Consider the following 12,929-nt stretch of genomic DNA (forward strand, 5'->3'; position numbering starts at 1 on the left):
TTAGCGCGCGCCGATCGCCTTGAATTTGCGAACCTGATCCGTCAACGCCCGCTCGACCGGCAGGCGCTCCATCGAGGAGGCGCCGTAGAAGCCGTGGCAGTTGCGGGTCTGCTTCATGATGAAATCGGCATCCGCGGGGTCCGCGATCGGACCGCCATGCGCGAGCACGATGATGTCCGAATTGACGCTGAGCGCGGCTTCGGCCCAGGCCTCGATGCGGGCAGGGCAGTCGGCAAGTTTTGGCGCGGTCTGTGCGCCGATCGTGCCGCCCGTGGTCAGGCCCATATGGCAGACGATGATGTCGGCGCCCGCGATCGCCATCGCGGCGGCCTCCTGCTCGCTGAAGACATAGGGCGTGGTCAGCATGTCCTTCTCATGCGCCTTCGAGATCATGTCGATCTCGAGCGCGTAGGACATCCCGGTCTCTTCGAGATTGGCGCGGAACGTGCCGTCGATCAGGCCGACGGTCGGAAAATTCTGCACGCCGGCAAAGCCGATAGCCTTGAGCTGGTCGAGGAACACGTCCATGTCGCGGAACGGATCGGTGCCGTTGACGCCGGCGAGCACCGGCGTCCTGGTCACGACCGGCAGCACCTCGCCGGCCATCTCGACGACGATGGCGTTGGCATCGCCATAGGGCATCAGTCCGGCGAGCGAGCCGCGACCCGCCATGCGATAGCGGCCCGAATTGTAGATCACGATCAGGTCGACGCCGCCGGCCTCCTCGCATTTCGCGGACAGTCCGGTGCCGGCGCCGCCGCCGACGATCGGCTCGCCGCGCGCGATCATGGCGTGGAACTTCTTCAACAGCGCCGTGCGTTCAAACCTGGGCATGGGTCACCTCGCCACTCTCCGCCTGCTACCGGCGCGTCCGAGCAGCGGACGGAATGCGCTGACGATGGCGGCGGTGAACTCGGGATCGTTGATGTTGCGCTTGATGCGAATGATCTGCCGGTTGCCGGTCTGGCGCACGGTGCGCTCCAGCGCGCCAAACAGCGCAGCGTCGGCGTCGGGATCCCAGAACGGCTGGCCCGGTGCATCGAGCGCGGAGACGCCGCCCTCGGGCAGGAAGAAGCGCACCGGTCCGTCCATCTGGTTGAGGCGTTCGCCGATCCAGCGGCCCATGCGCTCGTTCTCTTCCGGCGTGGTCCGCATCAAGGTGACTTGCGGATTGTGGATGTGGAACTTGCGCTGCCGGTAGCGTTCCGGAATCGTGTCGGGCGCGCCGAAGTTCACCATATCGAGCGCGCCGACCGAGCCGACATAGGGCACGTGGCTGCGGATGATGGCGCCGAAGCGATCGTCCGTCGCCGGGAACACGCCGCCCATCAGCAGGTCGCAGACCTCGGTCGTGGTGAGGTCGATGACGCCGGCGAGCTGACCGGACTCGACCAGCTTCTCCATCGAACGGCCGCCGACCCCGGTGGCGTGGAAGACCAGGCACTCGAAATCCTCGCGCAGGTCGGCCGCGATCTTCTGCACCGCCGGCGTGGTGACCCCGAACATGGTGATGCCGATCGCGGGGAGATTGGCAGCGGTGTCGCGCTGCTTGGTGTTCTGCTGGTCGAGCCGCGCCTTGACCATGCCGACCAGCGCATTGGCGCCGTTGCCGAGTACCGCGCGCGAGATCGAATTGAGACCCTGCACGTCGGTCACCGAATACATCATGGTGATGTCGGCGGGACCGACATAGGGGCCGACGTCGCCCGAGGCGACCGAGGAGATGATCAGCTTCGGCACGCCGACCGGAAGCGCGCGCATGCCGGGGGCAACCAGCGAGGCACCGCCCGAGCCGCCGGCCGAAATGATGCCGGCGATATTGCCCTGGCGGCGCAGCCAGCGCTCGAACGCCTCGGCCATCGCCGTCACCGAGGCGCCGCGGTCGGCGCCGAATACGCTCGCGCCGCCGCGGCCGTGGTTCAGCGCGATCTCCTGCGCGGTGACGTCGCAGCTCGCCGCCTTGCCGCTGGTCGAGACGTCGACAAGCCGCGTCCGCAGGCCACTGCCGGCAATGATGTCGCGAATGAACCGCAGCTCCGCACCCTTGGTGTCGAGCGTGCCGACGACCAGCACGACCGGTGGCCCCGAGGGCCTGGATGTCACTGGCTCGCGCCGCGTGCGCGCCGTCTCCTCGAGCCTCGTGACGGCGGAGGACTGCGTCCGTGCGGCTGCCTCGATGCGGGCGATCGGCACCGGTTGCGACCAGCGCGTCGGCAGCACGGGATTGGAGACGTAGATACGAGCCGGCCCCTTGCGTTCCGGCGGCGGCGCGCCGGCGGCATCGGCCTTTGCCGGCGCGGTCTCGGCCTCAGTCACATCCGCGCCGTGGGTGCCGACGCCGAGCAGCCGTTGCTGCAGCTCGCGATCGGTGGCGAGGCGCGCGGAGTCGATGATGCGGTTGATCCGGCCGTTGACCATGATGGCGACGTTGCGCGACACCGCCGTCGCCACGCCGATATTCTGCTCGATGACCAGGACGGAGATGTCGCCTTTATCGCCGAGGCGCAGCAGCATGTCCTCGACCTGCGCCACGATGACCGGCGCGAGGCCTTCGGTCGGCTCGTCCATGATCAGAAGTTGCGGATTGGTCAGCAGTGCGCGCGCAATCGCGAGCATCTGTTGCTCGCCGCCGGAGAGCTGGTTGCCGCCGTTGTTCTTGCGCTCCGCGAGGCGGGGGAAGGTGTCGTAGATGCGCTCGATCGTCCACGCGCCGCGCCGCAGGCCGCCAGCCAGCGCGAGGTGTTCGTCGACGGTCAGCGAGCGCCACAGCCGCCGGCCCTGCGGCACATAGCCGACGCCGAGCCGGGCGATCCGCGCCGGATTGAGCCGCGTGACCTCCTCGCCGCGAATCCGGATCGAGCCGGCGCTGGCGCGCACCAGGCCCATGATGGCCTTGCACAGCGTGGTCTTGCCCATGCCGTTGCGGCCGACCACCGAGAACACACCGGTATCGAGCGTGAGATCGACGCCTTGCAGCGCATGCGAATGGCCGTAATAGACGTCGAGGCCCTTGACCTCGAGGGCGGGGACGGCGCGGCGGTCACTCATGGCCGCCTCCGAGATAAAGCTGCTGCACCTCGGGATCGGACTCGATCTCGCGCGGCAGGCCTTCCTTGAAGATACGGCCGTTGTGCATCATCGTCACGCTTTCGACGACGCGCAGCGCGACGTCCATGTCGTGCTCGATGATGATGTAGCCGATATGGGCCGGCAACGAGGTCAGGATCTCGATCAGCTCGCGCCGTTCGGTCGGCGACAGTCCCGCCGCCGGCTCGTCGAACAGGATGAAGCGCGGCGCGCCCGCCAGCGCCAGCGCGATCTCGAGCTGGCGCTGCTGGCCATGCGCGAGCTCGGCGACGCGCTGGTCCTTGACGCTGGCGAGGTGCACCGCCTGCACCAGCGTTTCGGTCGAATGCATCAGCGCATCGTTCTGCCCCGGGCGAAGCAACGAGAATCGGCCGCGCGAGACGCCGCGGCAGGCGAGGTAGACGTTGTCCTGCACCGTGAGGCCGGGGAACAGCGCCGAAATCTGGTAGGTGCGGCGCAAGCCCCGGCGGATGCGCTCGTAGGGCGGGAACTGGGTAATATCCTCGCCGAAGAAGCGGATCGTGCCGGAGGACGGCGGGAAGTCGCCGGTGATGCAGTTGAACAGCGTCGTCTTGCCGGCGCCGTTCGAGCCGAGTACCGCGCGACGTTCGCCAGGACGCACGGTGATGGTGACGTCGGTCAGCGCCGCCAGCGCGCCGAACAGCCGCGTCACGCCGCGCAGTTCCAGCGCAGCACCGGCGCCGACCACGGACAGCCGCTGCGCGACGCTATCCATGGCGGCCTCCGCCTGGACGTTGCGTCGAGGAGTTGGTGCGGCGCCGCCAGCGCTCCCAGAGGCCGATCACGCCGTCGGACGACCAGAACACGATGGCGAGGAAGCCGAGCCCGATCAGCAGCCGGAAGCGATTGCCGTCGAGCCCGAACTTGATCAGCACGTCGAGCGCGAAGGTGCGCAGCAGCACGAAGATCAGCGCACCGATGAACGGGCCGATCGGCCGCGTGATGCCGCCGACTATGGCGATGATCAAGACGTCGATGCAGGCGCCGACGCTGACTGAGCCGGGCGAGATTTGCCGGTAGTTCCAGACCTGCAGCACGCCGCCGAGCGCCGCGATGAAGGCGGCGAAGGCGTAGGCCGCGATGCGGTGGGCATTGGGATTGAAGCCGAGTGCGGCCATGCGGCGGGAATTGTCGCGCACGCCCTGCAGCGCGAGGCCGAACGGCGCGCGCGAGACATACTGGACGGCGAAGTAGCAGATCGCGGCGACGCCGAGCGTCACATAGTAGAACGCGATGTCGGCGCGCCAGTCGACGCCCCAGAAATGCGGCGTCGCGACGGTGTTGATGCCGGTGTGGCCGTTGAAGATCGCCCAGTTCTGGTTGGTGAAGTAGTAGAAGGCAGCACCGATCGCCAGCGTGATCATGATGGTGTAGATGCCCTCGGTGCGCACCGCGAGCGCGCCGCCGAGCGTGCCGAACAGCGTCGCCAGCGCCAGCGCCATCGGCGTTGCCAGCCACCACGGCCAGCCCAGGCTGATATTGGCGTTGCCGCTTATGCCGAACACCGCGACCATGTAGCCGGCGAAGCCCGCGATCGTCAGCTGCATCAGGCTGACCATGCCGCCATAGCCGGCCAGGAACATCAGGCTGAGCGCGATGATGCCGAGGATCAGCGTGGTGGCGAAGATCTCGATCAGGAAGAAGCCGTTGGCGATCAACGGCATGATCACGAGGATCAGCGCGACCAGCCACGCTGCCGGGTTCTGCAATTCGGGCCAGGCGCGGATCAAGGCGCGTCGCGTCGCGTTCGCGGACGGGTCGGGGCGGAACTGGGTGCTCTGGAGCAACGACATTTCATCGCCTCGCGAGCAGGCCCTGCGGCCGCAGCGCCAGCACCACGACCATGATCAGGAAGGTGACGACGATGGCGTAGGTCGGGATGTAGACCGAGCCGAGCTGCTCGGCGAGCCCGATGATGACGGCGCCGAGCGCAGCCCCCGGGATCGAGCCCATGCCGCCGACGATCACGACGACGAGGGAAGCGAGCAGGAAGCGGGTGTCCTCGCCCGGCGACAGCGACTGGAAGGTGCCGCCGACCACCCCGGCGATGCCGGCAAGGCCTGCGCCGAACGCGAACACCAGCACGAACACGAGCTGGATCCGCACTCCGGTCGCGGCCAGGATATCGCGGTCGTCGACGCCGGCACGAACGATCATGCCGATCCGCGTACGATTCAGCGCCAGCCACATCGCGATCCCGATCACGACGGACGCTGCGAAGATCACGAGCCGCACCAGCGGGTATTGCAGATAGACCGGCTCGCCCGACGATTTGATCGCGGTCAGCAGCGGCAGCTGCACCGGGCCGATCAGCCAGCTCGGGGTCTGGACCTGATAGAAGTCGCCGCCGAACACCCAGAGCATCAAATCGGCGAACACGATCGAGAGCCCGATCGTCACCATGGTCTGCCTGAGGTCCTGCCCCTCCATGCGGCGGAACACGGCGAGCTGCAGGATCACCCCGACCAGCGCCACCGCGATGAAGGCGACGATGAAGCTGAGGATCCACGACCCGGTCCAGGTGCTGACGGCGTAGCCGATGTAGCCGCCGAACAGATAGAGCGAGCCGTGCGCGAGGTTGACGTTGCGCATCAGGCCGAAGATCAGCGTGAAGCCGCTCGCCACCAGGAAATACAGCCCGCCGAGCGTGATGCCGTTCAGCACGGCATTGAGGAACACGCGCTTGCGGCCGATCGCGGCCTCCAGTCCCGGCGGCCAGATCGCGAACACCAGCCACGCAAGCACCGCGACCGCGATGATTGCGATCAGCGCCCAGGCCGGATGGCGTTCGATGAACCTGGCCATCTCCGTCGCGTTCCCTCAGCTGGCCGCGACCGTCTGCCGGGCCGCGTGTCCTGTCATCCTATCGAGGGCGAAAGCTAGGGATTTGATCCAGAGTATCTTTTATCGTTTTCCTTTCCGGAACTCGTTCACGGCCGCAACACCTTGGCGGCGCGGCGATAGTCGGTCGGGGCCATGCCGACATTGGCGGCGAAGAAGCGGGTGAAGCCGCTCTGCGAGGAGAAGCCGAGATCGAAGCCGATATCGGCGATCGGCGTCTCGGTCGCGACCAGCGCGTCCAGCGCCTGCTCCATGATCAGCGTGTTCATGTAGAGGTGAGGGGTGACGCCGGTTTGCGTCCGGAACAGCCGGTAGAAATGCGGCCGCGACAGGCCCGCCTCGCGCGCGATCGCATCGAGCTCGATCTCGGCGCCGGGGCTTTCCGACATCAGCTTGATCGACTTGCGGACCCGGAAATCGGTCACCGCGGCCGCCGCGGGGGCGTCCTGCGCCGCCTGCCAGCTCTCCTCGTAGCAGGAATCGATCAATTGCCGGAGTTCGCAATCGAGGGTGCGCAGCGACGGCGCGCCGCACACCAGTGCTGCGGTGCGGCGGATCAGCCGGTCGAGCGTCTCGGTGCGGGGAAAGAAGGTGCGGCCGAACCGCAGGCCCTGCGCATTCGCCGTCGGCGCGAACCATTCGGCGTTGACATAGAGCACGAAGAAGATCGCGCCGTGGTCCATGTCGGTCGGCAGAAAATTGTGCGGTTCCCACGGGTTGACCGCGACGACGGTGTCGTCCTTGAGCAGCAGGCGCTGCTCGGAGACATCGATCTGCGCCGGCGTTCCGCCGACATGAAAGATCAGATGCCCTTCGCGGTGCGCATGCACGTTGAAGGGACGGTTCAACTGATAGACCGTCGCGCGACCGAACCGGCCGTGGAAGACGGCAAGCGCCCTGCTCATGCCTCCCCTCCCGCGGGATGTTCTTGTCTTTTCGACAAGCGTTCATCATCCGCCCGCGGAAAGCAAGGGCGAGCAGGGCTGTTGGTGCAACCGCGCGCCATGCCGCGGCCGCTCTGCCTGCACTGCAACAAATACGTCAGTACTTCTTGCACTCCGGGATCGTGCGGCCGGGCAGGCCGATCTTGGCGAACACCGCCGGATCGTAGCCCAGCGTCTGGTTGACGTTCGGGATCACCTTCACGACCTTGGAGAACAGCGCGCCCTTGCCGTCATCGACCACCTCGGTGACGAAATTGGTGCCGATCGCCTGGCGGTTGGAATCGAGCTTGATCTTGCCGTTCGGCGCGTCGATCTCGATCTTCGCCAGCGCCTCCTTGAGCTTGGCCTGGTTGTTGGAGAGATCGCCGTTGACCTGGCGCAGCGCCAGGATCAGCGCCATAGTCGAGCCGTAATAATTGGTGGCGAGCAGCGACGGGCTCGGGAAGCGTTTGGCCGGCGGGAAGGCGTCCTGGTAGGCCTTGACGAATTTCTGCCAGCCCGGATCCTCCCAGGTATCGGCCTGGCCGCTGGCGGCGATGGTGCCGACCAGCGCGTTCTTGGCGCTGCCCTTCGACGACAGGATGGTCTGGTCGATCATGATCGAGCCGCCCATCAGATGCGCCTTGCCGCCGGCCTGCTGATACTGGTTGAGGAAGTTGACCGCGTCGGCGCCGCCGAGGCCGAGATAGATCGCATCGACATCGTCGGGCAATGCGGCGATCACGGAGGCAAAGTCCTTGGTGCCGAGCGGCACCCATTGCCGGTTGGTGACCTGGCCGCCGGCGCCGCAGAATTCGAGAACCAGGCCGAACACCTGGGTGTAGATGAAGGAGTAGTCCTCGCCGACGGTCGCGATCTTGCGATAGCCCTTGGTCTCATAGGCGTATTTGCCGAGGCCGACCTGCCATTGCGCGCCGTCCATGTTGAAGCGGAAGAAGTTTGGCGCCGGGTCGACATAGGTCGTCTCCTGCGCGCCGGAGGCGGCGTTGACGAAGGTCAGCTCCGGATGGGTTTTTGCAAAGTTCTTCACCGCAATGCCTTCGTCGCCCGACAGCGGCGACAGTAGGATCTGCACCTTGTCCTGCTCGATCAGCTTGCGCACCGCGCGCACCGCGGAGTCCGGCGTCGCGTCGGTCGAGGCGACGACGAATTCGAGTTCCTTGTCGCCGATCTTCTTGCCGAGCACGTTGAGCGCGGTCTGGTGGCCGCGCATGCCATCCTCGCCGAGCACGGTGTAGGTGCCCTCGAGCGTCGCGGTGACGCCGACCTTGATCTTCTCCTGAGCGAACGCCGTGCCCGAAAGCAACAGGCTGCTCAACGCTATCAGTCCCAAACTGCCTTTCAACATTGCTCTCCTCCCTCTGTGTTGTCGCCGGCGTCCACATCGCGCAAGGGCGTCCGGTTGTTGCTGATAAAGCTAGCCGAAGGCGGGCACAGCGCGGATGTCGTCACCGCGCAATCGCTTAACGGGCAGTCTCATTTTGATTGTTGCGCCGCAACGAGGTTCGCGGCGCAATGTCGCGGTTACTTGCTCGATGTCATCACCCGCGCAGGCGGGTGATCCAGTATTCCAGAGGCGCCGGTGCTTAAGCTGAGGGGCCGCGGCGTACTGGATCGCCCGGTCGAGCCGGGCGATGACAGTGTGGGCGCCACACACACGACCGTCGTCCTGGCGAAAGCCAGGACCCATAGCCAGCGCACTTGATGATGAACGGGATCGTGGCCCCAGCATCGCGAAACAAGTCTCATTTGGGGTAATGGGTCCTGGCTTTCGCCAGGACGACACCGAATGTTGCATTAGCCGTGAGTCATACTTCCGCGTTCTCGCGACATGAATCGTCCGAGCTTTTGCTCTTCGTTCCGCCCTCACGGAGATCGTGCCGCATCGTTCATGCGGTTCGGCCTTTGCCTCGCGGTAAGGCCGTGTGGATCCGGACGTGCATCGTCGGACTGCGCGATCGGTGTTGAAGCGGGCGCGAGATGATGCCGCGCCGTATTGATCATCTGTTCTCCGACCACCATGCCCAACAGGCCAACCAGCGCGATCAGCGGCGGGGCTGGGGAGCGAACCTGGACGAGCCGTAAGCGACCCCGGCGGCAACGCCCATCAGCAGGGACAGCATGTAGCCGATCATCGTCGTCCTCCTATTGCTGCGGCTTGATCACGATGCGACCTGTCGCACCGGCTGCGACCTTGCGATAGCCCTGCGCGGCGTCAGCCAGCCCGCAGGTTTCCGCGATCGGGGCCGCGCGATAATCGCCGGCGATGAAGCCGGGCGTGAGCGCGTCAAGCACATCCGCCGAGGCCGCCAGATCGCGCTTCAAGGTATCGACGCCGAGCAGCCGGCTTTCATTGTGGTAGAAATCGGCGAGATCGAAGCTCACCTCGCGCTGGCCGGTCGCGGAAATTTCCACCAGCCGTCCGCGCAGCGCGAGGCTGTTGACAGCGCTGCGGAACATGACGCCGCCGACGAGGTCGAACACGATATCGGCGCCGTTGCCGCGAGTGACCGCGCGGATTTCCGCCGGCACGTCCTCCGCTCCGATGATCAGATGCTCCGCAATCGCATGAATCGGCGCGTCGGCATGCGGCGCGTGGCGGTCGACGCCGATCACCCGCGCGCCGATGCGCCGGGGCGATCTGGGCCGCGGCGCCGCCGACCCCGCCGCCGGCGCCGATCAGGACGATGGTCTCGCCAGCCTTGAGACCGGCGGCCTCGATGCCGCACCAGGCGGCGACATAGTTGACGCCGACCGATGCCGCCTGCTCGAAGCTGAGATTGTCCGGCTTCCGCCGCAGGCTCGTGACTGGCACCGCGAGCAGTTCGGCATGGGTGCCGTCGCGGGTGAAGCCGGTATCGCCGCCGGTGCCCCAGACCGCGGCGCCGCACCATTCGACCGGTCCCGCCTCGACGATGCCGGCGTAATCCCGGCCGGGGATGCGCGGCAGCGTGGTCTGGCTCATCGCGCCAGCCACGTTCTTGACGTCGCTGGGGTTGATGGAGGCGGCGACGACGCGCACCAGCGCGGTCGCCGCGTCCACGGTCGGCGCTGGGACCTCGGTCAGTTTCAGTACCGAAGGGTCTCCGAAGGTCTCGAACCGGATTGCGCGCATGAATCTTGCTCCTCATCTTTCCTAGGCTGGAAAATGGACCGGCCTGAGAGGACCGGAAAGATGCCAGGAAGGATGCTATGCTTCCATTATATGGAAGCATGGAGGCTGAATTGCCGGACAGCATCGGGGATATCGAGCTCTTCTGCGGCGTCGTTGAAGCGGGCGGAATCTCCGCCGGTGCCGCGGCCCTGCGCTCGTCGCCGCCCGCCACCAGTCGGCGGCTTGCAGCCCTCGAGGCGCGGCTCGGTGTGAAGCTTGCGGAGCGCAATGCGCGGCGGTTTCGACTGACGGAAGAGGGTGCGCTGTTCTACGAACACTGCCGAAAGCTGCTTGCGGCGATGCGCGACGTCGAAGCGGAGGTGTCGGCCCGGGGCGCGACGGCGCGTGGACTATTGAAGGTCGGCGCGCCGATGGAGCTCGGCCGGCGGCGGATCGCGCCGTTGCTGGCGGAATTCGCCGACCAGCATCCGGGACTGGACGTCCATCTGGTGCTCTCCGATGCCGGCCTCGAGGTCGGACAGGACGGCATCGACGTTGCGCTTCGCGTTGACCGGCCCGACAATCCGGCGCTCATGACGCGCAAGATCGCGACCACACCGCGCGTGCTCTGCGCTGCGCCATCCTATTTCGCCAAACGCGGGATGCCCGAGCGGCCAGCCGATCTGATCGATCACGAATGCCTGCGTCTGGCGCGCCGGCATCATCTGCACGATCGCTGGCGGTTCCGGACGGAGCACGGCGTCGAGGAGATCGTCGTGAAGGGGCACCTGTCCAGCAGCAGCGGCGACGTGCTTCACGGCTGGGCCCTTGAAGGCCGGGGCCTGTCGTCGGAAGCGCTATGGGACGTGTCTGAGGACCTGCAGGCCGGGCGTCTGGTGGCCTGTCTTGCCGATCATGCGTGCGATGAAATCGAGCTGTTCGCCACGTTTCAGCCGGGCCATCCCGTGCCGCCACGCGTCCGCCTGTTCGTTGATTTCATCGCAGCGTCGCGTTTGAACCAGTCGTCGTAGCTGGACTCTCGGATCCGTTATCTCAGCCGCGCGCGGATGGTTCCTGTTCGATCTGATACGTGCCGCGCTTGCAGTTCAGAGATCGATGACGAGATCACCAACCGGTCGTGAGCAGCAGATCAGAAGATTGCCGTCCGCGGGCCTGTCGAGCGGCTCTGGCCCATAAGCGACCGTGCCTGAAACCAGGCCGCTTTCGCAGTTGTGACAAACGCCACTCCGGCACGCCCAGCGCACCGGGACATCGCATGCCTCGGCGAGCTCGAGGATGCTTTGGTAGGCCGACGCTTTCCAGTGTGCGGCAACGCCGCTTCTGGCGAACGAGATCAATGGACCGGTGTCCGCATCGTCGCCGGGCGGATGGGGAGCTCGGGCTGCGGTGCCGACGACACCCGGCGTCATCGACTCGCTGCCGTTGAAGATTTCGAGATGAATTCGCTGCGGCGCCACGCCGAAGGCCGTCAGCCCGTCTTTCATGTCTGCCATGAAGCGCGCGGGTCCGCAGAGGTAGACGTCCGCCTCTCCGGGAATGCCGACCTCGCCGAACACCTGTCGCGACAGATGTCCGCTGCCGTCGAAATCCACGCCCTTCCGGTCGCGCGAGTCCGGCCTGCTGTAACAAACGTAGCTGCGACCGTGGGTGAGAGCGGGCATCAGGCGGCGGACTTCGGCTGCGAACGGATGATGTTGCCCGTCGCGAGCCGTGTGCAGCCACAACACCTGTCGTGTCGAGCCGGTCTTCGCCAAGGCGTGCAGCATTGACAGCACCGGTGTTGCGCCAATTCCCGCGCTGAGCAACACGACGGGCCGCTCTCCGGACCGCAGCACGAAGCTTCCGCGCGGCGAGCTGACGTCGAGACGATTGCCGGGCCGGATCTGCTCCCGCAGGTAGGTTCCGGCAGCGCCGTTCGGTTCGAGCTTCACGCTGATCCGATAGCGCTCCGTCGAGGCCGGGCCCGAGAGCGAGTAGCTGCGAAACAGTTGCGGCCCGTTGCCGGCCGGCCGAAGGCGCAGCACGACGTACTGACCGGGCAGGGCCGTAGGCAGCGGCTGTCCGTCCGGGTCCTGCATCGACAGCGAGAGGACGTCCGCCGCCTCGTGATCGATGGCGGCGACCACGAGCGGACGAAATCCCGGTGCAGCGGGATGCGCAGCCGCTGCCGGCGCCAGCCCCGCGTTGCCGGTGCCCGCGCCACTCGCCTGGTTCTGCAGCAAAGCCTGGAACGACGCCCGCCATCCCGGCGAGAGTTGCTCGATGCGCAAGGCGCGCTCCAGCCGATCACGCGGATGGTTCGGCGAATAGAGCAGCGCGTTGATCTCCGCAACGGTCATTCGCTCCTTCGCCTCGCCCACCTTCAGGATGTCGTCGCCGGCGCCGACATCGCCTTCGCTGAGGACGCGGAAGTAGAAGCCCGGCCGTCCGCTTGAGGTCAGCAATGCCGGCATCAGCGGCTCGTTGACGCGAATGCCGACGCGGTAGCACGTCACGCGAGGCTGGGTGATCTCGAACAGCGCGCTGCCGATCTGGTAGCGGTCGCCGATGCACACGGTATCGTCGGGCAACCCCTCGATCGTGAAGTTCTCGCCCAACTGGCCGTGGACGAAGTCGTTTCGCTTCAGCTCTTCCTGCCAGTGGCGATACGATTCGATCTGGTAGACGAACACGGCGCGATGCTCGCCGCCATGGCCCGCGAGGTCGCCCTGGCCGTCTCCGGCCAGATTGAGCCGGCCGACCCGGCACCGGCCGGGCACCGGACTTTTCCAGACCGCGGTGTGAACAGTGCGGCCCTTCCACTCAATGTCGCGCGGAAGCCCGACGTTCACGGATAGCAGTCGCGCCATGTTCTGCTCCGCCTTGAACGAGAATCGGAGGCCTCCCGCGGCTCGCAATGGCAGCAAGCCGCCGGAGGCTGA

The 12,929-nt window shown here is 66.4% G+C and carries 12 protein-coding genes and 1 pseudogene; 2 read left to right on the forward strand and 11 right to left on the reverse strand.

Annotated elements, in window-relative coordinates:
- From K359_RS0130770 to K359_RS63470, 9 genes are all read right to left on the reverse strand, one after another.
- Nucleotides 1-834: a phosphoenolpyruvate hydrolase family protein gene (locus K359_RS0130770; RefSeq protein ID WP_029082757.1), complete on the reverse strand. Its 834-nt coding sequence runs from the start codon at nucleotides 832-834 to the stop codon at nucleotides 1-3.
- A gap of 3 nt (nucleotides 835-837) precedes the next feature.
- The gene (locus tag K359_RS0130775) at nucleotides 838-3,048 is read right to left on the reverse strand and encodes an ABC transporter permease (protein WP_029082758.1); all 2,211 of its coding nucleotides are present in this window, start codon (nucleotides 3,046-3,048) and stop codon (nucleotides 838-840) included.
- Nucleotides 3,041-3,823: an ABC transporter ATP-binding protein gene (locus K359_RS0130780; protein ID WP_029082759.1), complete on the reverse strand. Its 783-nt coding sequence runs from the start codon at nucleotides 3,821-3,823 to the stop codon at nucleotides 3,041-3,043. The genes K359_RS0130775 and K359_RS0130780 overlap by 8 nt, the downstream gene beginning before the upstream one ends.
- Entirely contained in the window at nucleotides 3,816-4,901 is a 1,086-nt protein-coding gene (locus K359_RS0130785; RefSeq protein WP_029082760.1) for a branched-chain amino acid ABC transporter permease, read from the reverse strand. Before K359_RS0130785 ends, K359_RS0130780 begins: the two co-directional genes overlap by 8 nt.
- Before the next feature lies 1 nt (nucleotide 4,902).
- The gene (locus K359_RS0130790; RefSeq protein ID WP_029082761.1) at nucleotides 4,903-5,913 is read right to left on the reverse strand and encodes a branched-chain amino acid ABC transporter permease; all 1,011 of its coding nucleotides are present in this window, start codon (nucleotides 5,911-5,913) and stop codon (nucleotides 4,903-4,905) included.
- A 125-nt stretch (nucleotides 5,914-6,038) separates the two neighbouring features.
- Nucleotides 6,039-6,854 (reverse strand): helix-turn-helix transcriptional regulator, encoded by an 816-nt coding sequence (locus tag K359_RS0130795; protein WP_029082762.1) that lies wholly within the window; start codon nucleotides 6,852-6,854, stop codon nucleotides 6,039-6,041.
- A 136-nt stretch (nucleotides 6,855-6,990) separates the two neighbouring features.
- Nucleotides 6,991-8,241 (reverse strand): ABC transporter substrate-binding protein, encoded by a 1,251-nt coding sequence (locus K359_RS0130800; RefSeq protein WP_029082763.1) that lies wholly within the window; start codon nucleotides 8,239-8,241, stop codon nucleotides 6,991-6,993.
- A 518-nt stretch (nucleotides 8,242-8,759) separates the two neighbouring features.
- Nucleotides 8,760-8,942 carry a DUF1427 family protein gene (locus K359_RS64720; RefSeq protein ID WP_371261205.1) on the reverse strand — a complete coding sequence of 61 codons (183 nt, stop codon included), beginning with the start codon at nucleotides 8,940-8,942 and terminating at the stop codon, nucleotides 8,760-8,762.
- Between the two features lie 96 nt (nucleotides 8,943-9,038).
- Complete coding sequence (locus tag K359_RS63470; protein WP_198031201.1) at nucleotides 9,039-9,509, reverse strand: zinc-binding dehydrogenase; 471 nt, start codon at nucleotides 9,507-9,509, stop codon at nucleotides 9,039-9,041.
- Between the two features lie 128 nt (nucleotides 9,510-9,637).
- Here K359_RS63470 and K359_RS63475 point away from each other — a divergent pair, with 128 nt between their 5' ends.
- Entirely contained in the window at nucleotides 9,638-9,820 is a 183-nt protein-coding gene (locus tag K359_RS63475; protein WP_198031202.1) for a hypothetical protein, read from the forward strand.
- On the opposite strand, the pseudogene K359_RS66270 reads toward K359_RS63475, so the two are convergent.
- Nucleotides 9,751-10,008, reverse strand: a pseudogene (locus K359_RS66270) (alcohol dehydrogenase catalytic domain-containing protein); the annotation flags it as partial. The gene K359_RS63475 and the pseudogene K359_RS66270 sit on opposite strands and share 70 nt — an antisense overlap.
- A gap of 110 nt (nucleotides 10,009-10,118) precedes the next feature.
- On the opposite strand from K359_RS66270, the gene K359_RS0130820 reads away from it, so the two are divergent.
- A complete protein-coding gene (locus tag K359_RS0130820; RefSeq protein ID WP_029082765.1) occupies nucleotides 10,119-11,018 on the forward strand; it encodes a LysR family transcriptional regulator in 900 nt (299 codons plus the stop codon).
- Between the two features lie 75 nt (nucleotides 11,019-11,093).
- Here K359_RS0130820 and K359_RS0130825 read toward each other — a convergent pair whose 3' ends face one another.
- Nucleotides 11,094-12,857, reverse strand: a complete 1,764-nt coding sequence (locus K359_RS0130825) for an MOSC and FAD-binding oxidoreductase domain-containing protein (protein WP_029082766.1) — start codon at nucleotides 12,855-12,857, stop codon at nucleotides 11,094-11,096.
- Nucleotides 12,858-12,929 lie beyond the last annotated feature (72 nt).

Source organism: Bradyrhizobium sp. th-b2 (assembly GCF_000426785.1).
Taxonomy (GTDB): domain Bacteria; phylum Pseudomonadota; class Alphaproteobacteria; order Rhizobiales; family Xanthobacteraceae; genus Bradyrhizobium; species Bradyrhizobium septentrionale.

Coding starts and splice junctions, on each gene's coding strand:
- K359_RS0130795 (WP_029082762.1), bottom strand. CDS start 6,854: ATGAGCAGGGCGCTTGCCGTCTTCCACGGCCGGTTCGGTCGCGCGACG.
- K359_RS0130800 (WP_029082763.1), bottom strand. CDS start 8,241: ATGTTGAAAGGCAGTTTGGGACTGATAGCGTTGAGCAGCCTGTTGCTT.
- K359_RS0130770 (WP_029082757.1), bottom strand. CDS start 834: ATGCCCAGGTTTGAACGCACGGCGCTGTTGAAGAAGTTCCACGCCATG.
- K359_RS0130775 (WP_029082758.1), bottom strand. CDS start 3,048: ATGAGTGACCGCCGCGCCGTCCCCGCCCTCGAGGTCAAGGGCCTCGAC.
- K359_RS0130825 (WP_029082766.1), bottom strand. CDS start 12,857: ATGGCGCGACTGCTATCCGTGAACGTCGGGCTTCCGCGCGACATTGAG.
- K359_RS0130790 (WP_029082761.1), bottom strand. CDS start 5,913: ATGGCCAGGTTCATCGAACGCCATCCGGCCTGGGCGCTGATCGCAATC.
- K359_RS0130780 (WP_029082759.1), bottom strand. CDS start 3,823: ATGGATAGCGTCGCGCAGCGGCTGTCCGTGGTCGGCGCCGGTGCTGCG.
- K359_RS0130785 (WP_029082760.1), bottom strand. CDS start 4,901: ATGTCGTTGCTCCAGAGCACCCAGTTCCGCCCCGACCCGTCCGCGAAC.